Here is a 21,610-nt window from a genome sequence, read left to right on the forward strand (position 1 = left end):
GACTTCTCGAAGCCATCGTGAGCAACGACGACAACCTGTCCTACGGCAGCATCGTCAGCGTTCAGATCGGGCAAGACAAATACATCACGACGCTGACCGACGATGGCATCTGCGAACTGAAGGACATGCTCGCGGACGCCCGGCGTTCGCCGGAGCGCTGGAACGACTTCTTACAAGACTCCGTCGACGATCCCGACATCATCGCACGCGTCAAGGACCAGCCCCCGCGGTAGAAATCGGGTGCTTACAGGTGATTGGAGGCTACCCGTGTGGCGTTTTGCACCGGCTTGACAACCTGCCGATGGCAAAAAAATTTGTCACCGCTGGATGTGCAAAATTTCGCAGTACGGCATAGGCGCTGCAATGTAGGGTCGAGAGGACGCTTACCGATCATGCATTGTTTTCAGATGATAAGTCAGGCCAGAGATTGAAGATAATCTTACCTTTTAGGTCAGCAACGGTTTTTTGTTGCGCAGATGGCGTTGCGTCAGTTTATGTGCCCGTCTACCTACAACAATTGGCCGCGCCGGTACCTGTCCTTGTGGACCGTCGCGTAGCTCAGGAAACAGCGCAAGGATTTCTTCTCTTGCCGTCGAGCTCATCCCTTGCATCACAACTGGACCGACAAAAAAGCTTTCACTCTCTGCGCCATTGGCAATGACGATCTCGTGCTGATCGAACATCATGTGAAAATACTCTACCTGCTCAGCCTCATCAGGGACATCGATCCCGGTGATGGAACACAGATCCTTGGCTGCAATCAGAACCTCATTTCGACCGAACATTCGGTCCGCAATTTTCGAACGTATCAGCATCCGGTGATGCCGTGACACCGTCAGGTCCCACTTGGGCAATCCCTGACCCAAGCTGCCTGCCTGCAGCCTGACGGGGCGGAATTCGGGCTTCGCTTGCAGCTGAGCCTTTGACAAAACCCGCGAGTCGAGCCAGCGGATTGGCTGCAAACCGCGATCGCGAGTAAGCACCAGGTCCCCGACACGCAGTTCTTCGATCAGGCGGAATCCTTGATCGGTTTCGATCACAGTGCCCCTGGCAAAACACATGATCATTGTAGAATGATCGCCGTAGAACCCGGCGTAGGTCAGCGTTTCGCCTGCCGGTGGGGTCGGGCCATCCCAGGTAAAGCCGATGAATTCGGAGTTATAACCTCCGCTGTAGTCGGTCCCGCCATTGGTCGGGATCGAGGCGGTGACAGCAACCAGCGTGTAGGTATTGCCGCTACTGTCGACGAAATCGGCTTCGTATTCGTTCTGCAGCAAGATGCCGCTTTGATAGGTGTTTCCGTTGATCGTCAGATCCGAGGTCAGTGCCTGCGAGGTGAGGTCGTAAGAGCCGCTGTCAGAGTTTTCATCGCTGAACCCATAAGGATTGCTGTCGTTGTCATCGATGCCGACAGTTTGCGGTGTGGCGCCTGAGCCTATGGTCAGTGTCGGAGTGCTGCCCCAACCCCAGCTCCATTGTTCGCCGGTCACATTATAGCCGATCATGTCGGGATCAGGCGTAATCGCAGCATCGGAAAGCGCGAATAAGTTTAAATTGTAGTTTGCCACTGCGCTTTTTCTTTACATTGTCGCCTGGGTGAATGTTCAGTTTATGGGAATTATGCGCTTACTAAGGTTGCTAAATAGTTCTGGTAACCATGAGAGCCGCTAACCCGAAAATAGATTGCTTGGTTCTCGCAAGTTGTGTCTATGTACATTGCAGAGCTTTCACAGGAGTCTGCATGAGACATAGGTTCACTCCGCAAGTGTTTGATCCCAGGGTTTGAAAACCTGCCTATCGCAAAGAAAGGCGTTTCACCGCAGTCAGAGCTGAATCCACGTCGCTTTGCAGTTCTCGTATTTCTCGAAGGCGTGCAGCGATCGGTCCGAGCCGTTGCCGGATTGCCGGACTCCGCCAAGCGGTGCGGTGATGTCGGCGCCGGAATAGCAGTTGACCTGAACAACACCGGCCTTGAGTTTGGCAGCGACCCGGTGCGCCCGCGAGAGATCGCGCGTCCACACCACCGACGACAGCCCGTAAACCGTCTCGTTGGCGATGGCGATCGCCTCCTCCTCGGTGTCGAAGGCGCGGGCCGCCAGGACCGGGCCGAAAACTTCTTGCTGGACCACATCCATGTCGGCGGTCACGCCGGTCAGGATCGTCGGCTGGTGGTAGAAGCCCCCGCTGGCGGAATTGAGTTGCTCACCGCCCTGGAAGAGTTGCGCACCCTGTTCGAGGGCGCGTGCCACGGCCGATTTGGTTTTTGCAAGTTGTGCCGCATTGGCCAGCGCGCCCGTGGAATTCGTCAGCGAAAGGGGATCGCCGATTTTCATGGCCTGGGCTTCGGCCCTGACGAGCCCCATGAAGTCATCGTAGACGCTCCCCTCAACCGCCAGCCGGGAGGCCGCAACGCAAACCTGACCGTTGTTGCGGAAGATTGAGGCCGCGGTTTCCTTCGCGGCCTGCGCCAGATCGGGCGCATCGGCGAAGACGAGGTTCGGCGACTTGCCGCCCAACTCCAGATAGACCCGCTTCATGTTCGAGCGCGCTGAATATTCCAGAAGCCGCCGCCCGACCCCGCCTGAGCCCGTGAAGGCCAGCACATCGACCTCCATATGCAGCCCCAGCGCCTCGCCCACCACGGCGCCGCGCCCATTGACCGCGTTCAGTACGCCGGGTGGCATGCCGGCCTCGGCCGCCAGCTCGATCACGCGCAACGTCGAGAGCGCGGCCTCTTCCGAGGGTTTCACGACAACGCTGTTGCCGGCGGCGAGCGCGGGGGCCATCTTCCAGGCACCGATCATCAGGGGGAAGTTCCACGGGATGATCACCCCGACCACGCCGACCGGCTCCTTGTGGATCAGCGACAGCACGTCCTTGCGCGTCGGCGTGATTTCACCGTTCCGCTTGTCGATGGCCTCGGCGTAGAAGCGGATCGTGGCTGCTGCGGATTGCGGCTCGCCCTTCAGCGCCATGCGGATATCGGTGCCGTTGTCGCGCGAGCCCAGAACAGCAATCTCGAGCGCGTGCCGCTCGATCAGATCCGCCCATTTCAGCATGACCTTCTTGCGCTCGCCCGGCGCCATGCCCGACCAGACGCCTGCCTCGAAGCTGCGCCGCGCGGCGGCGACCGCGCGGTCCATGTCCACGGCTGCCGAGGCCGCGAGCGTGGTCAACTGGCTGCCGTCAATAGGGCTGATCACAGGCATGGTCTCGCCGTCGGCCGCCGGAACGGCCTCGTTATCGATGAAGTTCAGACCCTTCGGAGCGGGCTGCGCCCGCAGCAGGTCGATTGCGCTTTGCTCAAGGTTCATTGCGATGCCTCCTGTCCAACCGGCTCAAGCTTGCCAGGCGCGGTGAATGCCTGTGCGATGCCCAGTTCGCTCAGCGCCATGTTGAAGACGTCGCGCGGGTTCTGGACGTCGAGATGCAAGGCGCGAAGTCCGACGTTCAGCCCGCCGGTCACATTACGCATCTGGTCGTCGATAAAGACGCAGTCCCCGGCCTTGAGGCCAAGCTGGTCGAGGCACGCCTGATAGGCGCGGGGGTCGGGCTTGAGGATCTTCGAGTAGGTGCCGTCGGTGATGACGTCGAAATCCTTGAGGAACGCCAGGGACTCACGCAGTTCCTTGCCGAAGAACAGGTCAAGCTCGTTCGACAGGATCGCCAGCTTCTTGCCCGCAGCCTTCAGCGCGCCAATCAGCGGAACGATTTCGGGGCGGATGATCTGTTCGGTATTCTTCCCCCGCGCCCGGACCACGAACTGCGCCATTTCGGTCCAGTCTTCTCCCAAAAGAGCGCCGGTTTCCCTTGCACGGGACAGCCAGTACTCCCGTTCGGTGATCTCGTCGCGCTGCATGGCGGCCCAGAGCGGATCGTTGTCGGGATCGAACGGCCCCATCCAGTTCAGGCTGCCCTCGGGCAGGCCCAGATTATGTTCCGAGAACCTGTGGGTTTCGAACATGGTCAGCGTCACGACGCTGCCGAAGTCGAGGATCAGAGCTTTGGCGTCCTGTGCCATGTCTAGTACTCCGCCCAGTTATCGGCGGCCTTTGCGGCTTCATTGCCAGGATACAGGTCCTGCAATCGGGCGTAAGCCTCTTTCACTTCATCCGCCGTCGCCGTGAAGGATTGCGTGGGTGTCGGCCGTTCATAGGTTGAACCGGTCGTCGGATACTCCCGGTCGATTGTGAGGACGTTCAGAGGCCTGAAGCGGCAGATATGTTCGAAGACCGATTGGCACACTGCCTCTTCATAGACCGGGTTGACGGTTGAAGGATCCGAGATATTGTTCCAGCTGATATAGAGCTTACGGGCTTCAGCCCAGTCCGCCTCGACAATGTGGATCGGCGCCTCCCTGGCTTCAAGCTCATTGCGTGGGTTTCTAAAGGTTTGCGCGCGTATGCCGGTGATTACCTCTCGCATCGCGTTTGTCGGCACCGGTACCAATGCAAGCGTTTCATCGGAGGCCAAAAGAGTCTCCGCTTCATCCTCAAGAGGTTGCAGTAACTCAATGAACCGGCCGCCGACGACCGGCAGTTCAACAATCAGCAAATCCTCAGGCGCGGAATGTGCCGTGCGCCAGTCCAGCACACCGCGGCGCACCCACAGGCCAATGGCTTTCCGAATGCCAGGATGGGTTATAGAGTCAACTTCCGGATAACGAGAGAGCCAAGCCTCGGTCTCGAAAACCGAACGTGCATCATCCCATTGCATTGCATGAACTTTCCGGCCCGCCTCATGGGCAAGAATGGACAATTGCTGGAACAACAGGCTTTTGCCGGTACTTGGAAGACCAACCACCAAGAGAATCTTGCGTTGTCCCACAGCATCGCGAAGCTGCTGCCCGACCTTGCTGTCCGCTGGTATTACACTGTTTGTCATGGCCGCACTCACCGGAACTGGTCCACGCTGGGCATGTCGCCGACCGGGACTTCGATGATCGTTGGCACATCCGTGGTCGCGATCGCGCGCTTCAGCGCCGCGCGCACCTCCCCGGGCTGCTCCGCGCGGATCGCCTGCGCGCCGAAGCTTTCGGCCATCTTGCAGAAATCCGGGTTGTGCAGGTCGGTGGCGATGACCCGCCCGCCGTAATCGTTGATCTGCATCTGCTGCACATTGCCGAAGCGGTTGTTGTTGAACAGCATCACGATCAGCGGGATCTTGTGCTGGACGGCTGTCGCCAGCTCTTGCACCGCGAACATGAACCCGCCATCGCCCGTGACCGAGACGACCGGGACGTCCGGCTTCGCAACCTTCGCGCCGAGCGCCGTCGGGAAGCCATAGCCCAGGGTTCCCTGGTAGCCGGTCGAGATGAAGGTGCGCGGGTTGTAAACCGGGTAGACAATCCGGCTGGCGAAGCCCACCTGCGTCAGCTCGTCCACGAAAACGCCATGCTCGCCGATCTCTTCGCGGATGATCTTCAGGAAGGTCAGCTGCGGTTCCAGCACCGACGAGCGTTTGGCCCATGCCGCCTTGACCTCGGTCAACTCCTCCTCGCGGGACGCGCGGACGATGTTGTGCGTCTCCAGCCGGTCCAGCAGCAGCGGCAGCGCCTGTTCCGCGCGGGCCGTGATTTCACACGCCGGCGTGAAGAACTTGCGGTGGCTTGATGGATCGACGTCGATGCGGACGACCTGCGGCTTGTGCGCCTTCATCCACTTGCGCGCGGGCACGCGCATGTTCGACCCGATGGCCAGGACCACGTCGGCTTTCTTCCAGAGGTCCTTCGCGGCAGGCTGGTGCAGCGACAGATAGCTGCGTGCATCGACCACGCCCATACCTGTTCGGTAGCCGACGACCGGAGCTTGCAGTGTCTCGGCCAGCCGCCTGACCAGTGCGCTGGCCCCCTGCGCACCGCTGCCGACGAAAATCATCGGGTTGACGGCCTGGCCCAGGAGCTTTGCGGCCTCCTCGACCGCTTCCTCGTCGAGAGGCGGCTCGTAGGCTGGGAGCATGTTGAACTCGGGGTCGGCGGGCGCCTTGCCGGCCAGCACGTCCATCGGGATTTCCAGACCGACGGGACGCGGACGGCCCGAAAGCATCTGGCGGAAGCCTTCGCCGATCAGGCTGGGTACTTCAGAAGGGCTGGAGGCACGCGCCGACCATTTGGTCAGCGAGCGGATGATCATGTCCTGGTCGTTGATCTCGTGCAACTCGCCCCAGTCCTTGCCGATCGACTGGGTGTTGATCTGACCTGTCAGGCAGAAAAGTTTGGCGTTCAGCGCATAGGCCGTGGACATTGCCGCCGTGGCGTTCAACAGGCCAGGACCCGGGACGATGTTGAACACGGTCGGCGTGTCGCTGGCGATCGCATGTCCGAGACCCATATAGGCCGCGCCCTGTTCGTGGCGGGTGTGGATGATGCGGAATTTCTCGCGATGGTCGTAGAAGGCGTTGTAAAGCCAGTCGTTCTGGACGCCGGGCAGACCGAAAACAGTCTTTACGCCGAGGTTGTGCAGAGAAAGTACGGCCGCTTCGCCGCCAGTCATCGTACGTGTCATTGATCAGGACTCCAGAATGTTCTTGACGGCCGCCAAGAAGCGGCTGTTGTCGGCGGGCGTGCCGACTGTGACGCGGATATGCTGCGGCAGGTAAAAGGCCGGGCGCACCATGACGCCGAACGCGACCAGCGCTGCCGTCATGCTCTCGGCGTCGCTGCCGTTGGGGCAGCGGAACATGACGAAGTTCGATTGGCTGGGTGCGACCTCCAGCCCCAGTTCGGCAAGGCCCTCGATTACGCGGCGCCGTTCAGCGTGGTTGTTGTCGACGGTCTTCGCCAAGTGCGCGGAGTCCTTCAGCGCCGCCGCCGCCGCATCCATACCCGCGGTGCTGACGTGGAAACTGCGTTTCAGCTTCTGGACCTTCGCGGCAATGCGCTCGGGTGCGATGGCATAGCCGATCCGCATCCCGGCAAGGCCGTAGGCCTTCGAGAAGCTGTGCACGATCACGATGTTGCGCTCGTCGAGGACGTGGCGGATCGCGTCGGGCAGCCCCTCTTCGGTCGCGAACTGGTAGTAGACCTCGTCATAGATCAGGGTGACATGCTCCGGCAGGCCGTCGAGGAGTTTCGCCAGCACATCCTCACCGAACCAGGTTCCGGTCGGGTTGTTGGGGTTGCAGAGGTAAACGAGCCGGGTTTCAGGCGTCACGGCGGCCAACACCGCATCGACGTCAAGACTGAAATCAGTATCGCGAAGCGGCACCGCGTCGATTTCGGCGTTCTTGTTTCGCAGCGACTGAGAATAGGCCCCAAAACAAGGCGGGCAGATGATCGCGCGCTCACCGGCACGGATCTGGGCGTCCTCGATCAGCGACAGGACCTCGACCCCACTGTTCGCGGCAAAGAAGTTGGTGGGAGTTAGCCCGCGACCATGGAACTCGGCAAGCGACTTGCACAGCTTGGCATCGTTTCGCGCCGGGTAAAGGTTGGCCGTCTCCAATGCGCTCTGTGCCGCTGCGACCGCCAGAGGCGAAGGCCCGAAGGGGTTCTCATTGGACGACAGCTTTGTGATCGGACCATCGCCAGCCAGTCCCCGAACCTCGTCCATCGACAAACCAGCTTTGTATTCCATTTTGAGAATCCTCTATCCTGACGGTGGGCTTCCTCGCCACTGCCGCGGCATGTCGGGAAGCGGGCGCAAGCACCATTTTCGGGCCATGACCTAACATCTATCGCCGGGTGGCGCTGTCACCTATTCCGGGCGACACGGATCGGGGGAACCAGAGTTACCCGGCGGCGCACCGCTATGCGGCAAGCAGCACCGGGCCGCCCGCACAGGCATCAAACGCGTATTTGCATTGGATTTTTCAGGCGGCGCGTGCATCATGGCGCTCATGTCTTTGGAAGATTATTTCTCCGGTCCGGGAGCCCCCCAATTCCTGCAATCGCTGTCAGACTGCATCACGTCTGTCGGCTCGGAAGCGTTCAATGCAAATTATCTCGACCTGATCGAGAGGATCATCAAGGCCGACCAGTGCATGATCTTCTCTTATCGAGTCGACCGGCCTGAGTGCTATTTGTCGTTCAACAAGCGACACAGCCGCAATGCGATGAACTTGGCTGAGAAGTACTTGCGCAGCGGCTTCAAGAATGACCCGCTCCTGAGGGTCGTGGAAGAAGTCCGAAAGACCCGCGAGGTGCGTATCGTCGACCTGTTTGAGATCAGGGACGCCATGCCTGAGCAGTACCACCGCACCTTCTATCAGACCGGCGGCATCGTCGACAAGATCAGCGTCGTCGCAGCGATGGACGAGGAGGTCCTGTCACTCAACTTCTACCGCCTCGAAGAGCAAGGGCCGTTCCAGCGCAGCGAGGCGAGTATCCGAGTTCCCTTTTGGCGGGCGATTGCGTCACTGGCGCTGATGCATTACACCAGCAAGCTGAGCATGGAACTGCGCAGCCCTCTGAATTCGCTATCAAAGCGCGAAAAGGACATCTGCGAGGCGATGCTGAAGGGTCTCACATCCGATGCGATCGCTTGGGAGTTGGACCTGTCGGTGAACACGGTCAACACCTATCGCCAGCGCGCTTATTCGAAGCTGGGCATCAACTCGAAATCGGCCCTTTTCTCCTTATGCAGCGGTCAGAACGCCACCTGAACGCGCCTTCCTGACTCCCTACCGAACATTCCTCGGCCCGCCGTCTGGTGGTGGTCGCAGGCCGCGCAGGGCGTTCTTCCTTTTCATTGCACAACGAAACTTCACTTCCATGATCCCACCGAAGACGGTGTTAAGGATCATCCGAACCACATGCAGTCGCGGCCGCAGCAGCGTCAACCCGCCGGCCCGCTCGATTGAAGGGCGTAAACGCCGCGCCCAAAGACTCGATCAAGGTTCTCTGGCTGGGAATCCTGTGGGGCTGTCATTTGCCGAGCAAGCGCCTCAGTCGCAGCGTTGGCTCGTGCGGTTGCTGGGCGGTCAGCGATGCGTGTTACCCACTCACGCAGCTTTGGATAGTTTTCTTCTTCGTTGGAGCCGAAGAGGTTGAGAAACGATCTCGCCCAGGGAAAGGTTGCCATGTCGACAATGCCGTAGTCAGCGCCGCCGACCCAGGATGAGTGCGCAAGTCGTGCTTCGAGCAAGTCCAACAGGAGAACGACCTGTGTGCGATACCGCGCCGTCGCGTAGTCATTTCCCGATGGCGCAAAGCGGTAGAAGTGCATGAATTGCCCGAACATCGGGCCGATGCTGCTGACCTGGATCATGAGCCATTGAAGCTCCTCCAGTCGAGAAGCCTCGTCGCGCTGAAGAAAACTGCCGGTCTTGTTGGCCAGGTAGAGCAATATCGCTGCGGATTCAAAGACCGTGACAGGCTCCTGCTGTGCGTCCGCATGATCGACGATCACAGGAACCTTCGCATTGGGGCTGAGTTTTCTGAAATCCGGCTCAAATTGCGCGCCAGCCAGAACGTCGACCGGCTTCACCTCATAAGCCAGCTCCATTTCCTCCAGTGCAAGGAGTATTTTTACCACGTTCGGGCTGCTCGCCGCGTAGACGGTTATCATCTGGAGGCCTCTCTTTCGAATTATGAATCAATCGCTGCATAAATAGATCTGATTGCATTCGCCCGTCAACATAATTATGGTTTGATCACTTCAATAAAGGAGATGGTCCATGGCAGGACGCGGTCGACCGCGCAACTTCGACCGGGAGAAGGCGCTGTCCGTTGCGATGCGGTTGTTTTGGGAACGGGGCTACGATGCGACCTCGCTGGCCGATCTGACCGCAGGAATGGGTATTTCCACGTCCAGCCTTGCAGCGGCCTTTTCTTCGAAGGAGAACTTGTTCCTGGAAGCCGTCAAGCTCTACACGACAATGGACGCTTCCGAGACAGGGCGGGAACTGGCCGCGCAGAATACGGCAAGACATGCTGTGGCAAGCGTGCTGCATCGTGCGGCGCGCAATATGACGCAGAAGGACAAACCCTCAAGCTGCCTGCTCATGCTTGGCGCCATCAATACATCACCCAAAAACTATAGAATTATCGACTATATGATCAATCAACGCCATACATCAACGGACTGCCTGAGACGCAGGATCGCCCGTGGAGTCGCGGATGGTGATGTCCCTCCAGACGCGGATGTTGATGCCATAGCGGATTATTATTCGGCTATGATACGGGGGATGGCCATCAAGGCACGCGACGGGGCATCGAGAGGAGAACTCATTCGCATCGCGGAGCTCGCCATGCTCAGCTGGGATGCTGTCGTTTCTGTTCGCCATGAGGTTCTGCACGCCAAGTCAAGCGACGCGTGACTGGCGATATCATGTCTGGAGGGACCTGTCTGGCATGATGCTTTGGGTGACGGTTGAACTTGGTGAGTGCAATCATGTTTCCTGCTTCGTTAGGATCGCGAGCTCTGTCACCTGTTCAAGGTGACAGACCACATCGCGCGTACCGCCTAGTGTTGACTCATATGAGGAATATATCGGGAGGTGGTCGGTTTGAGACCCGAAGGACGCAGCGAAACCGACTCGCTATACTTCAAATTCCCCATTTCACGGCAGCTCAAAAAGACGTTCGTGCCGTTAGAACCCGGGCCAAGGTTGCTTTTAGAACCCGGGCCAAGGTTGCTTTCGTCGGGGCTGGTCCGGTAGGCATGACAGCCGCGCTAGCCCTCGCGAAAGAAGGAATTCCTTTCATCTTCTTCGGCAACAAATCGACCTTCAACGATGGCAGTAGGGCGATGTGTATCGCACGGCTAGCTAAGCTCGATCGTGCGACCGAAAGAACTAATAAGCTGATCGCTGACATCTGACCTGAACGGAGTCTGACCATGAACATGCCTGAGGAACACGACAAATTTCTTCGGGAGAAGAACGCCAAGCTGATGTGGCATCCGATGGCCCATGCGGTGGACATGCAGAAGAATCCGCCGAAGATTCTGGTAGGCGCCTCGGGCATCGAGGTCGAGGACCTCGACGGCAACCGGGTTCTGGACGCGGTCGGCGGGCTGTGGAACGTGAACCTCGGTTACAGCTGCGAACCGGTCAAGAAGGCCATCGCGGAACAGCTCGACGTCATGCCCTATTGCTCGACATTTCGCGGCACAACGGACGACAAGGCTATCGAGCTGTCGGACGAGCTGATCACCTGGTTCCGGCCCGACGGCATGGAGCGCTGCTTCTTCACCCAGGGCGGATCGGACTCGGTCGATACGGCGATGCGGCTGATCCGGCAGTACTGGAAGATCCTCGGCCAGGCGCAGCGGACCAAGTTCATCGCCTTCAGCAAGGGCTACCACGGGACGCATTACGGCGGCGCCTCGCTGTGCGGAGATGCGAAGTTCCGCGCCGCCTACGAGCCGATGCTCGCGGGCGTGTTCCACGCGCCCAGCCCCTATGCCTACCGCAATCCGTTCAACGAAAGCGATCCCGAGGCGCTGGCCAAGCACTGCCTCGCCAGTGTTCGCGAGATCGTCCAGCAGCAGGGCCCCGACACCATCGCCGCGATCGCAGTGGAGCCGGTGCATGGCTCGGGCGGGATCATCGTGCCGCATGAAAGCTTCATGCCCGCGCTCAGGGCGCTCTGCGACGAATACGGGATCCTGCTGATGGCCGACGAGGTGATCTGCGCCTTCGGACGCACCGGCGCCTGGTCCGGGTCGCGGCTGTGGGGGGTTCAGCCCGACGTGATGACCACAGCGAAGGCGCTGACCAACGGCTATTTCCCGATGGGGGCAACCCTGCTGGGCGGCAAGATCGCGGAAACCTTCGAGAACGACCGCAGCGCGCTCGGCAATATCGGCCATGGCTACACCAACTCGGGCAACCCGGTCGGTGCAGCGGCAGCGCTGGCGACCCTGAAGGAAACGCTTCGCCTCAACGCCGCCGACAACGCGGCCGCGCGCGGCAAGGAGCTGCTGGCCGGTCTCGAAGAGCTGAAATCGCGCTATCCGCTTATCGGCGATGTCCGTGGCCAGGGATTGATGGCTGCCGTCGAGCTTGTGGAAAGCCGCGAAACCAAGGCACCTGCCGCAAGGTCGGTCGTAAGCGAGGTCTACGAGGGCACTTATGACGCCGGCGTGATGCTGCGCATGTCCGGCAATATGCTCATCCTCTCGCCGTCGCTGATCGTGACAGCGGAGGATGTTGCCCGGATCCTGAACGCGATGGATGCCGGCTTCTCAAAAGCGGCTTGATCGGAGCTATTACCATGCCCAACGGATCGCCATACATCATAGATATCGCCCCGGGCATGGATGCCACGGCATTCGCGCTGAGCGGTCCCAAGGTCTCGCGGCTCAGCGAGCTGCAACAGCTCGGACTCGACGTGCCGCGCGGATTCGCCGTAACGACCACCGCCTTCCAATACGCGCTGGCCCAGTCCGGCGCGGAAGCGAAGCTGCGTGAGCTCGAAGAGGCATCGCGCGGCTGCTCGGCGCAGGAGCTGCCCGCACTCGCGGCACAGATGCGCGGGCTGGTCGAAGCCGTGGCGGTCCCAGCGGATCTGGACGACGGCATCGGACAGGCGCTCGCCTCGCTTGAAACCGAACTCGCCAAGGACGTGCTGCGCCTTGCCGTGCGCAGTTCGGCCACTGGTGAGGACGCGGCGGATAAGAGCTTTGCCGGTCAGTACGAAAGCTACCTGGGCGTCACCGGCAAGTCCGACCTGATCGGCGCGGTACGGGACTGCTGGGCCAGCCTCTTCAACGACCGGGCGGTCGATTACCGGAACCGGGCGGGACGCAGCTTCGTCAACTCGCCCATGGCCGTGGGCGTGGTCGAACTGATCGACGCCCGCGCCGCCGGGGTCGCCTTTAGCGTCGACCCGGTGACTGGCCACCGCGACCGGCTGGTGATCGAAGCCACATGGGGGTTCGGCGAGGCGCTCGTGCAGGGGCTGATTTCGCCCGACCGGTTCCGGATCGACAAGGAGGAAGCCCGGATCATACAGAAAGAGATTGGCGACAAGAGCCAGATTTCGCTCTTCGATCCGAAGACCTCGCGCGTGATCGAGTCCGCGATGGCCGACGAAAAGCGAACCGTCCTGTCGATCGAGGATGAGTTGGCAGTGCGGATCGGGACGACCGTCCGGTCGCTAGAGGCCAATGTCGGCGCGCCGGTGGATGTCGAATGGGTCGTCGAGCAACGAGCCGGGGCCGAACCGCGGCTGGTCTTCGTGCAGATGCGCCCGATCTCGACACTGGCCGACGAACCCGAACTGCCGCGCTGGCAGGCCGACATGATCGCCCAAACCTGGCGCTGAGGACCAAAACAGTGACAACCTTCACCGAACAAGACCTGCTTGCGGACAAGGGCTATCCCGGTTTCACCGACGATCTGATCGGCTCGAACGTGTTCTTCGGCCCGGCCCGCAGGCTGACACCCGAAGACCTCGAGCGGTTCTGGCTGCTGGAATACCGCTGGCCGAACGGCTTTTGCCCGCTCGGGCTGACCTATGTCGAGCTTTGCCTGACATGGGCGAACCAATATGCCGCGCAGCACGCACCGCTGCCTCCTGCGGACGGGTATGACAACCGACTGGTCGGCACCTCGGTCTATGGCACCGAGCGACCGAACGAGTCGACCTTCGCATTCCGGTCGCGCGACATGCGGTTCTCGCAGCGGATGCCCGATTTCATCGCCAATTTCGATACGATCTGGGATCGGGAAAAGGCGATGCTGCTAAAGTCGGCGCAGGTGATCGAAATGACGAAACTCGATGGCCGGTCGCTCGCCGAGCTCGGGGCCTACCTGACTGACACGGTGCATTACATGCGCTGGACCTGGGAACGGCATTTCGAGCTGATGTACCTGATGCTGCTCAACCACGCCGGGTTCTATCAGCTGTGCGAGAGGCTCTCTATAGACAAGGACCTGGCCGGGCAGATGTTCGGCGGGCGCGGAACCAAGATCAGCGAAGGGGATGCCGCCATCTGGCGCCTGGCAGATGCGGTCCGGGCCGCCGGGGCGGAGCGCCGCTTTACCAGCGGATCGCTCGACGCCGCCGCAATCAGGGCCGGGCTATCCAGCGGATCGCTGGCAGAGCGGGGCCTGGGCCGCGAGATCGACGGATTTCTGGACGAATGGGGCTGGCGAACAGAGATCATCGGCGATCCGCTCTCTGCGCCATGGATCGAGGATCCGACACCGCTGTTCGGGCATATTCGACAGAATCTGACGTCCGGTCGGAGGTTCGATCTGAAGGCCAAGCTGGCCAGGGCCGCCGAGCAAAGCGAACTTGCCATCGAGACCGCCCGCAGCAGACTCTCGACACCGGAGCGCCGCGAGTTCGAGAAGGCGCTTGCGGCAAATCGCGCCGCCTCCTTCGTCTGGTGGAACGAGGATCACAACTTCTACATCGACCAGCGCACGGGCATCCCGCTGCGCCGCGCGGCCCTTGCCATCGGGCGTGCCCTGGACCTGGCGGACCCCGAAGACACCTRCTTTCTGTTTCTGCCCGAGCTGCGCCAAATCACAACGGGCGCGAAGTCCTGGCGAGACTTCAGCGCGGTCGTCTCCGAACGGAAGGACTATTATCAGCGCTGGAAGGGCATGCGCGAACGGATGCCAAAATTCATCGGCAAACCGCCTGAAAAGTTTGTCGACCCCATCCTGACCGAGTTGGATGGCATGAGCGAGGACTTCCTCGCGCGGCTCGCCAGCCCCGGTCAAGGCAAGGAACTGAAAGGCGTCGTCGCCTCGCCCGGCAAAGCCCGCGGCAAGGTCCGAATCGTCCGCAATGCGGCTGAGCTTCACCTTGTCGAGGCCGGGGACGTGCTGGTCTGCGAAGGCACCTCGCCAAGCTGGACGGCGACCTTCACGCGGATCTCGGCTTGCCTGACCGATCAGGGCGGCACGCTGTCGCACGCTGCCATCGTCAGCCGCGAATATCGCCTGCCCTGCATCGTGGCGCTGGCGACCGCGACCACGACATTCAAGAACGGTGACGATGTCATCGTCGATGGAGATAAGGGGATCGTGCGGCTGGCCTGACTGTCTCGACCGGTCGCTTCGGAACCAACGCCGCGGCGGGAACATTGCCACAGCCCTTACCTTGCATAATCTCTCCGGGAGAGCGGATTATTCCGCCTTTTCGTGGTGTTCCCTCCAGACGGTGCGGATATGCAAAAGGATCACCATCATGATCAGCACAAAAAGGATTGCCGCGATCGGTCTGTCGATCATGTCGAGTGGCGTCTTGACCCGCGCCATGGCGCTACGCAGTTTCACTTCCATGATCCCGCCAAGAACCATGCCAAGAATGATCGGAACCACGGGCAGGCGCAACCTTTTCAGGATCAGTCCGAGCATTCCGAAGGCGGCGGCGACCAGGCAATCGGCGGTCGAGTTGCGCAGACTGTAGACTCCCACGAATGAGAGGATCAGGATCAGGGCACCCAGAAAACGCGTCGGAATCCGGATGGTCTTGATCAGCACGTTCGTTGAAAAGATCAGGAAGGCCAGAACGATCAGGTTCAACAGCAAGAGCGCGATGTAGAGCGCCAAGACGAAATCCATCTCGTTTTGGAAAAGCTGAGGACCGGGAATGACGTTGTGGACATAGAAGACTGACAGCATCATCGCAGTCAGCGCCTCGCCCGGTATGCCCAGTGCCAGAAGTGGGATCATCGCCGCCGCCGGAACCGCATTGTTCGCTGCTTCTGACGCGATCAGTCCCTCCGGCGAGCCGCGCCCGAAGGCTTCGGGTGCCTTCGAGGTGTTGCGGGCATAGGTGTAGGACATGAACTGCGCGGTAAACTCTCCCACACCAGGGATGATGCCCATTAACACGCCGAACCCCGACGCGACCGTCGCGACACGTTTGTGGCCCAGGATTTCGCCCAAGCCCTTCGCGACATTGGTCTTGACTGGGTGGGCTTCCGGGCTTCTGTCGCATTCGGTCAGCAGCAGAAATGCTTGACTCAGCGCAAAGAGGCCAAGCACCACGACAATCAAGTTGACGCCAGATGTGAGCCATGTCTGTCCAAAGCTGTAACGCTGGGTGTAGCTGACGGGGTCGAGCCCGACGGTGTTCAGAAAGATGCCGAAACAAGCGAGGAAACCCGCGGCGAAGACCTGCCCGCGATGTGCAACCACAACAAGCACGATGCCCAGCAGCGCGGCCAGAAAGATCTCGCGGCTGCCGAACATGGGCGCGATCTTGGCGAGGACGGGAGAGAGCAATAGCAGGCAGAGGATGCCGAAGCACCCGCCCCAAAACGATGCGGCATAGGCAAGGGCCAGCGCGCGCGCGGGCTCTCCATTTTTTGCGATTGGGTAACCATCGTAGGTGGTCAGTACGTTGACCGCCGTACCCGGTGTGTTGATCAGGATGGCCGGCAACGCTCCACCGTACATTGACGATCCATAGATGCCCAGCAGCATGATCAGACCGACGATTGGCTCCAGCGCGAAAGTCGCGGGAAGAAGGATGGCGATGGCCACGGCCGGGCCAACGCCGGGAATGGCGCCGATTACGACACCGCCGACCGAACCGATCAACAGTGCGATAAGGACGTCCCATCTCATCAAGAGTTCGACTGCCGAGAGGAAAAGATCCATGGGCGCGCTCAGAAGTTGATCAGCATGAACTTGCGAAGGCCGGAGGGCAGGAATTCATAGAGGGCGCCGCCCGGGATCTTCACCGCCAGGATGGACTTGAAGACCACGACAACGACGAATGCGCTGAGGGCTGCAGTGGTCAGGAACTTCCAGGATCGGTAACCGCTCCGCCAGGTCAGCGCGATCATGGCCAGGATGGTGGCGGGCAGGTAACCCAGCAGTGGAACCATCACGACATAGAGTGCGAACCATAGAACGAACTCGCCAGCGCGGATCCAGAAAGCGACCTCGGACCACCGGCCCAAGTTGCGCGGCGAGCAGAGCCCGCCGATCACATGCATCAGCGAAAAGCCGCACATGCCGATCAAACCGACCGCTGTCCAGAATCCCGGCTGCGCCAAAAGGCCCTTCCCTGCACTCCATTTAACCTGAGTGCMAAGCCGCGACAGCAGGAACAGTGAAACCGCCAGTGCGACGACGGCAAAGACAAGGTCGCCCGCGTGGCGGTCGCGCCGCAGAAGCGACTGCAGGTTCTGAAACCGGGTCATACCAAGGGCCTCATTGACGACAGGGCCTCCGAAGAGGCCCCGATTTCCTTTTCAGGTTATTCGAGAATTTCGGAAATCTTGCTCAGGGTCTTGATGTCTTTTTCAATCTGCTCGGTCACGGCATCGGCGTCCTGCCAGTAGATAAGAGCGCCGGTCTGGGCCGCGATTTCCTGGGCCGCGTCAGACATAACGACCCGCTTTGCCACCGCAATGATCTTCTCGCGCGCCTCGGCAGAAACGTTCTTGTGCACGAAGAGACCGTTCCAGAGGGCGATGTCCAGCGCCGGAGCAAGTTCCGCTACCGTCGGCACGTCTGGCGTCAGGCCGATCCGTTCGCCGCCTATCGAGGCGAGGATCTTGACTTCGTTCATGCAGGGCAGGATCAGCTGCAACGTCGTGTTGATGACATCGACATCGCCTGAGGCCAGCGTATTGCAGTCAAGCGCGTCAAAGGCCGCGTCCGAGCTGAAGGAGAAGCCTTTAACGGCGGCCAGCGCCATTGTTACCTGGGTCGGGATTAGCGGGGCGCCGAAATGGCCGAGCGCGACGTCGTTTTCTTTGGCGTAGGCGGCCAGCCCGTCTATGTCGTCGTAGGGCGCATCAGCATTGGCGGCGATGACAAAGGGATAAGTCAGAAAATTGCCGAGCGGCTCGAACGGGCTGGGGTTCAGTTCGGGAATGCCAATCTCAGGTCCGACGACCGGAACAGCAATGATGAAGGAGCCGACGGTATAGCCGTCAGCTGGTTCGTTCGCGACCGCGACAGCGCCGGGGAACGGCCCACCGCCACCGCCGGGCTTGTTCACAACCGCTGCTGGCACTCCGTATTCCGCCTGAAACTCGTCAGCGATCAATCGCGTCAGGACGTCCTCCAGATCTCCCGGTGGCCATGGCACTACAAACTCAACCGGCTTCTCAGGATATTCCGCGAAAGCGGGAGCGGCTGCAGCTAAGAGTCCGATTGCTGCTACTAGCGGCCTTACGGCGGTATTGAACATTGCTTGTTTCCCCGTTTGATAGTTCCTCATCGAGATGGATCGATCATTGCTCAAAGTAGGTCTGAAGCGCTGCCACAGTGAACGTACCATCCTCGCCGGTGATCGAGCAGGTACGACGGCATGTCTAATGCGACCAGCCTTCACGATCCGACGTCTCGCTTAGACCTAGCAGCTGAAATCAACAGAGTCCGTCACCTGTTCCGGGTGACAGACCTTCGGTGGTGTTCGGCTTAGTTTGGCTTATGGTCGAGTGGAGTGAACGGAGGAGACCGGTTTGAGACCCGAAGGACGCAGCGAAACTGACTCGCTATACTTCAAATACCCCCATTTCACGGCACCTGAGAAAGCCGTCCGCGACGCCGGAACGCAGGCTAGGGTTGCCATCGTCGGGGCGGGTCCGGTTGGCATGACAGCCGCGCTGGCCCTCGCGAAGGAAGGCATTCCTTCCATCATCTTCGACAACAAATCGACCTTCAACGACGGCAGCAGGGCGATCTGCGTCGCGCGGCCGAGCTATTACATCCTCGAAAGCCTCGGGATTGCCGCACCCTTTATCGAGAAAGCGTTAGGCTGGACCACGGGCCGGTCGTTCTTTCGCGGCAGGCAGATCCTCGAATTCCACATGCCCGACAGCGAGGACGAGAAGTTTCGTCCCATGTACAACCTCCAACAGCAGTTCATCGAGGCGTTCCTCTGGCAGGCTGTCGCCGCCAGCGATCTGATCGAAACCCGCTGGCAAAGCTCGGTCGAGGGGATCGAGGACTCCGAAAGTGGGGTACGCCTGACGATCAAAGACCCGGAAGGTGACTATACGGTCGAGGCCGAGTGGGTTCTCGCCTGCGATGGCGCCCGCAGCGGCATTCGCTCCAAACGTGGCCTCCGCCTTCAGGGAGAGAATTTCGAGGGCCGGTATGTCATAGCCGATGTGCAGATGGATCACGACTATCCAACCATCCGCCGCGCGCTCTTCGATCCTGCCTGCCGGCCCGGCGGAACGGTGCTGATCCATCGCCAGCCCGACAACATCTGGCGGATCGACTACCAGCTCGAAGACCATGAAACGACCGAGGACGCGATCCGGGAAAGCACCGTGCGCGACAGCGTCCAGGCGGTACTGGATGAAATTGGCCACAAGGGCCGCTGGGAGCTGGAATGGTGGAGCGTCTATTCGGCCAACACCCTAGCCCTCGACGATTACCGCGACGGCCGGGTGTTCTTTGTTGGCGACAGCGCCCACATCGTTCCGATCTTCGGCGTTCGCGGATTGAACAACGGGCTGGCCGACGCCGCGAACATTGGCTGGAAACTTGGTTGGGTTCTGAACGGAAAGGCCGGGGAGGCGCTTCTCGACAGCTACTCGCCCGAGCGGCGCGGCGCCACTCTGGACGTTTTCGCCAATGCCTCGAAAAGCGCCCGTTTCATGACGCCCAACTCGCATGGATGGCGGCTGATGCGGGATGCGGCCCTGTCGCTTGCCCTCGATCACCCCTTTGCCGGCGCCCTGGCAAACCCGCGGCAAATGACTGCCTATACCTACAGCGACAGCCCGGCGGTTATGCCCGGCACCGGGCAGTTCGACACCGGCCCGACCATCGGAGCAGTTTTTCAGGAAACCGCGGTTGATGGCGGGTTCCTGTCGGAGAAGCTGGGTTCCGGCTTCACAGTACTCTGCTTTGGCGACGACCTCGCCGGGCAGCTCGGCGCATCGTTTTCCGACGCAGACGACATAACCATCGTCGCCCTGCCCTGCCCCTCGCCGGTCGCTGAAACCTATGGTGCTGAGCCCGGAAGCTCCTATCTGATCCGCCCCGACGGACATGTTGCCGGCCGCTGGAAAAGCGCCGATGCCGCAACCGTGGTGGATGCCTACCGCGCCGTGACCTTTCAGAAAGGAGCGCGTCAATGACCGACAGGGACATCGAGGCCGTATACGAGGCGATTGCGACGCAGATCGACAAGGTGGGGCCTGCGAACGCCGAGCTCTACTTGGCCAAGCTTGCACTGCTTCTGGCCAATGAGATCGGAGACCACCGGCGCGCCCTGAAGTGCGTCACCGATGCATCCGCCTCACTGACCGAAGATACCGCGCCCGGCACTGCCGACGCGGGCAGTCATCACCGGAACCCGTCGACTGCTGGAGAACAGAAATGAACAAGCCTGCCGCCGAACAAAAGATGATCAGCGCCTCCACGCCTGTCGGAACGACTGCCGGATACATGCCCGGATTTGGCAATGACTTTGAAACCGAGGCACTGCTCGGCGCGTTGCCGCAGGGCATGAACAGCCCGCAAAAATGCGAATACGGGCTTTATGGCGAGCAGCTTTCCGGCACGGCCTTCACGGCCAATCCGCCCGAGCGCACGTGGTGCTACCGAATCCGCCCGTCGGTGAAGCATTCGCACCGCTACGAGAAGATCGACCTGCCGTACTGGAAAACTGCGCCTAACGTGGACCCGAACGTCGTGTCTCTGGGCCAGTATCGCTGGGATCCCGTACCGATGGCCAAAGAGCCGCTGACATGGCTGACTGGCATGCGCACCATGACCACGGCAGGCGATGTGAATACCCAGATCGGCATGGCCAGCCATGTCTATCTTGTCACCGAATCCATGGTTGACGACTATTTCTTCTCTGCGGACAGCGAGCTTCTTGTCGTGCCGCAGGAAGGCCGGCTCCGCTTTGCGACCGAGTTGGGCATCATCGACCTGGAACCCAAGGAAATCGCGATCATCCCGCGCGGTCTGGTCTATCGGGTCGAGGTACTCGAGGGCCCTGCGCGCGGCTTCGTCTGCGAGAATTATGGCCAGAAGTTCGAGCTTCCTGGCCGCGGCCCGATCGGCGCGAACTGCATGGCCAATCCGCGCGACTTCAAGGCCCCCGTAGCCGCCTTCGAGGACCGCGACGCGCCGTCGACCGTTACCGTCAAATGGTGCGGCCAGTTCCATACGACGAAGATCGACCACTCGCCGCTCGATGTCGTGGCCTGGCACGGAAACTACGCGCCCTACAAGTACGATCTGCGCAACTATTGCCCGGTCGGCGCAATCCTCTTCGACCATCCGGACCCGTCGATCTTCACCGTACTGACCGCGCCTTCCGGCCAGCCCGGCACCGCCAATATCGACTTCGTGCTGTTCCGGGAGCGCTGGATGGTCGCGGAAGATACCTTCCGCCCGCCCTGGTATCACAAGAACATCATGTCCGAGCTGATGGGCAATATCTACGGCCAGTATGACGCCAAGCCGCAGGGCTTCGTCCCGGGTGGCATGAGCCTTCACAACATGATGCTGCCGCATGGGCCGGACAGGGATGCCTTTGAAGGCGCGTCGAACTCCAACCTCGGGCCGGACAAACTCGAAAACACCATGTCCTTCATGTTCGAGACGCGCTTCCCGCAGCACCTGACAGAATTCGCCGCGACCGGCGCACCGCTTCAGGACGACTACATCGACTGCTGGGAAAGCCTGGAGAAAAAGTTCGACGGAACCCCGGGTCGAAAATGACCCGGGTGGAGCTTTACCGACAAGCTGCAAAGGAGGGCTTGCTATTGGGCCA

Annotated in this window: 19 protein-coding genes; 9 read left to right on the forward strand and 10 right to left on the reverse strand. The window is 60.5% G+C overall.

Annotated features, from left to right (window positions below):
* Window positions 1–233: hypothetical protein (locus tag GKC28_RS20555; protein WP_174148868.1), on the forward strand; the 233-nt coding region annotated here is incomplete at its 5' end.
* Between the two features lie 213 nt (window positions 234–446).
* Here the strand turns inward: GKC28_RS20555 and GKC28_RS26905 are convergent.
* From GKC28_RS26905 to GKC28_RS20585, 6 genes are all read right to left on the reverse strand, one after another.
* Window positions 447–1,568, reverse strand: a complete 1,122-nt coding sequence (locus GKC28_RS26905; protein WP_368041153.1) for a Hint domain-containing protein — start codon at window positions 1,566–1,568, stop codon at window positions 447–449.
* Window positions 1,569–1,823: 255 nt separating this feature from the next.
* Window positions 1,824–3,314 (reverse strand): aldehyde dehydrogenase family protein, encoded by a 1,491-nt coding sequence (locus tag GKC28_RS20565; RefSeq protein WP_174148869.1) that lies wholly within the window; start codon window positions 3,312–3,314, stop codon window positions 1,824–1,826.
* Window positions 3,311–4,021, reverse strand: a complete 711-nt coding sequence (locus GKC28_RS20570; protein ID WP_174148870.1) for an HAD-IA family hydrolase — start codon at window positions 4,019–4,021, stop codon at window positions 3,311–3,313. Before GKC28_RS20570 ends, GKC28_RS20565 begins: the two co-directional genes overlap by 4 nt.
* 2 nt (window positions 4,022–4,023) lie before the next feature.
* Window positions 4,024–4,884, reverse strand: coding sequence for an ATP-binding protein (locus GKC28_RS20575; RefSeq protein WP_174148871.1), 861 nt, complete (start codon window positions 4,882–4,884; stop codon window positions 4,024–4,026).
* A gap of 8 nt (window positions 4,885–4,892) precedes the next feature.
* On the reverse strand, window positions 4,893–6,503 hold the full coding sequence (locus GKC28_RS20580) for a thiamine pyrophosphate-dependent enzyme (RefSeq protein WP_217434163.1): 1,611 nt from the start codon (window positions 6,501–6,503) through the stop codon (window positions 4,893–4,895).
* Between the two features lie 3 nt (window positions 6,504–6,506).
* The gene (locus GKC28_RS20585) at window positions 6,507–7,574 is read right to left on the reverse strand and encodes a histidinol-phosphate transaminase (RefSeq protein ID WP_174148872.1); all 1,068 of its coding nucleotides are present in this window, start codon (window positions 7,572–7,574) and stop codon (window positions 6,507–6,509) included.
* Window positions 7,575–7,836: 262 nt separating this feature from the next.
* Here GKC28_RS20585 and GKC28_RS20590 point away from each other — a divergent pair, with 262 nt between their 5' ends.
* Window positions 7,837–8,601, forward strand: a complete 765-nt coding sequence (locus GKC28_RS20590; RefSeq protein WP_174148873.1) for a LuxR family transcriptional regulator — start codon at window positions 7,837–7,839, stop codon at window positions 8,599–8,601.
* Between the two features lie 173 nt (window positions 8,602–8,774).
* Here GKC28_RS20590 and GKC28_RS20595 read toward each other — a convergent pair whose 3' ends face one another.
* Complete coding sequence (locus GKC28_RS20595; RefSeq protein WP_174148874.1) at window positions 8,775–9,506, reverse strand: glutathione S-transferase family protein; 732 nt, start codon at window positions 9,504–9,506, stop codon at window positions 8,775–8,777.
* 109 nt (window positions 9,507–9,615) lie between these two features.
* Here GKC28_RS20595 and GKC28_RS20600 point away from each other — a divergent pair, with 109 nt between their 5' ends.
* The 4 genes from GKC28_RS20600 to GKC28_RS26910 all read left to right on the forward strand — a co-directional run bounded on the left by GKC28_RS20600 (window position 9,616) and on the right by GKC28_RS26910 (window position 14,940).
* Window positions 9,616–10,257: a TetR/AcrR family transcriptional regulator gene (locus GKC28_RS20600; RefSeq protein WP_174148875.1), complete on the forward strand. Its 642-nt coding sequence runs from the start codon at window positions 9,616–9,618 to the stop codon at window positions 10,255–10,257.
* Window positions 10,258–10,778: 521 nt separating this feature from the next.
* Entirely contained in the window at window positions 10,779–12,143 is a 1,365-nt protein-coding gene (locus tag GKC28_RS20605) for an aminotransferase class III-fold pyridoxal phosphate-dependent enzyme (protein ID WP_254604329.1), read from the forward strand.
* Window positions 12,144–12,157: 14 nt separating this feature from the next.
* Window positions 12,158–13,210 carry a PEP/pyruvate-binding domain-containing protein gene (locus GKC28_RS20610; RefSeq protein WP_174148876.1) on the forward strand — a complete coding sequence of 351 codons (1,053 nt, stop codon included), beginning with the start codon at window positions 12,158–12,160 and terminating at the stop codon, window positions 13,208–13,210.
* Between the two features lie 11 nt (window positions 13,211–13,221).
* Complete coding sequence (locus GKC28_RS26910) at window positions 13,222–14,940, forward strand: PEP-utilizing enzyme (RefSeq protein WP_174148877.1); 1,719 nt, start codon at window positions 13,222–13,224, stop codon at window positions 14,938–14,940.
* A gap of 87 nt (window positions 14,941–15,027) precedes the next feature.
* On the opposite strand, the gene GKC28_RS20620 is transcribed toward GKC28_RS26910, so the two are convergent.
* Genes GKC28_RS20620 through GKC28_RS20630 form a run of 3 tightly spaced genes read right to left on the reverse strand, consistent with a single transcriptional unit; the run spans window position 15,028 to window position 18,055 of the window.
* Window positions 15,028–16,509: a tripartite tricarboxylate transporter permease gene (locus GKC28_RS20620; protein ID WP_174148878.1), complete on the reverse strand. Its 1,482-nt coding sequence runs from the start codon at window positions 16,507–16,509 to the stop codon at window positions 15,028–15,030.
* 8 nt (window positions 16,510–16,517) lie between these two features.
* On the reverse strand, window positions 16,518–17,057 hold the full coding sequence (locus GKC28_RS20625; protein WP_174148879.1) for a tripartite tricarboxylate transporter TctB family protein: 540 nt from the start codon (window positions 17,055–17,057) through the stop codon (window positions 16,518–16,520).
* A 56-nt stretch (window positions 17,058–17,113) separates the two neighbouring features.
* Window positions 17,114–18,055 carry a tripartite tricarboxylate transporter substrate-binding protein gene (locus GKC28_RS20630; protein ID WP_174148880.1) on the reverse strand — a complete coding sequence of 314 codons (942 nt, stop codon included), beginning with the start codon at window positions 18,053–18,055 and terminating at the stop codon, window positions 17,114–17,116.
* Between the two features lie 274 nt (window positions 18,056–18,329).
* Here GKC28_RS20630 and GKC28_RS20635 point away from each other — a divergent pair, with 274 nt between their 5' ends.
* Genes GKC28_RS20635 through hmgA form a run of 3 tightly spaced genes read left to right on the forward strand, consistent with a single transcriptional unit; the run spans window position 18,330 to window position 21,558 of the window.
* Window positions 18,330–19,961, forward strand: coding sequence for an FAD-dependent monooxygenase (locus GKC28_RS20635; RefSeq protein WP_174148881.1), 1,632 nt, complete (start codon window positions 18,330–18,332; stop codon window positions 19,959–19,961).
* Window positions 19,958–20,206: a DUF2783 domain-containing protein gene (locus GKC28_RS20640; RefSeq protein ID WP_174148882.1), complete on the forward strand. Its 249-nt coding sequence runs from the start codon at window positions 19,958–19,960 to the stop codon at window positions 20,204–20,206. The genes GKC28_RS20635 and GKC28_RS20640 overlap by 4 nt, the downstream gene beginning before the upstream one ends.
* Window positions 20,203–21,558, forward strand: a complete 1,356-nt coding sequence (hmgA, locus tag GKC28_RS20645; protein WP_174148883.1) for a homogentisate 1,2-dioxygenase — start codon at window positions 20,203–20,205, stop codon at window positions 21,556–21,558. The genes GKC28_RS20640 and hmgA overlap by 4 nt, the downstream gene beginning before the upstream one ends.
* The last annotated feature ends 52 nt before the right edge of the window (window positions 21,559–21,610 follow it).

It is taken from the genome of Leisingera sp. ANG59, assembly GCF_013317235.1.
Taxonomy (GTDB): domain Bacteria; phylum Pseudomonadota; class Alphaproteobacteria; order Rhodobacterales; family Rhodobacteraceae; genus Leisingera.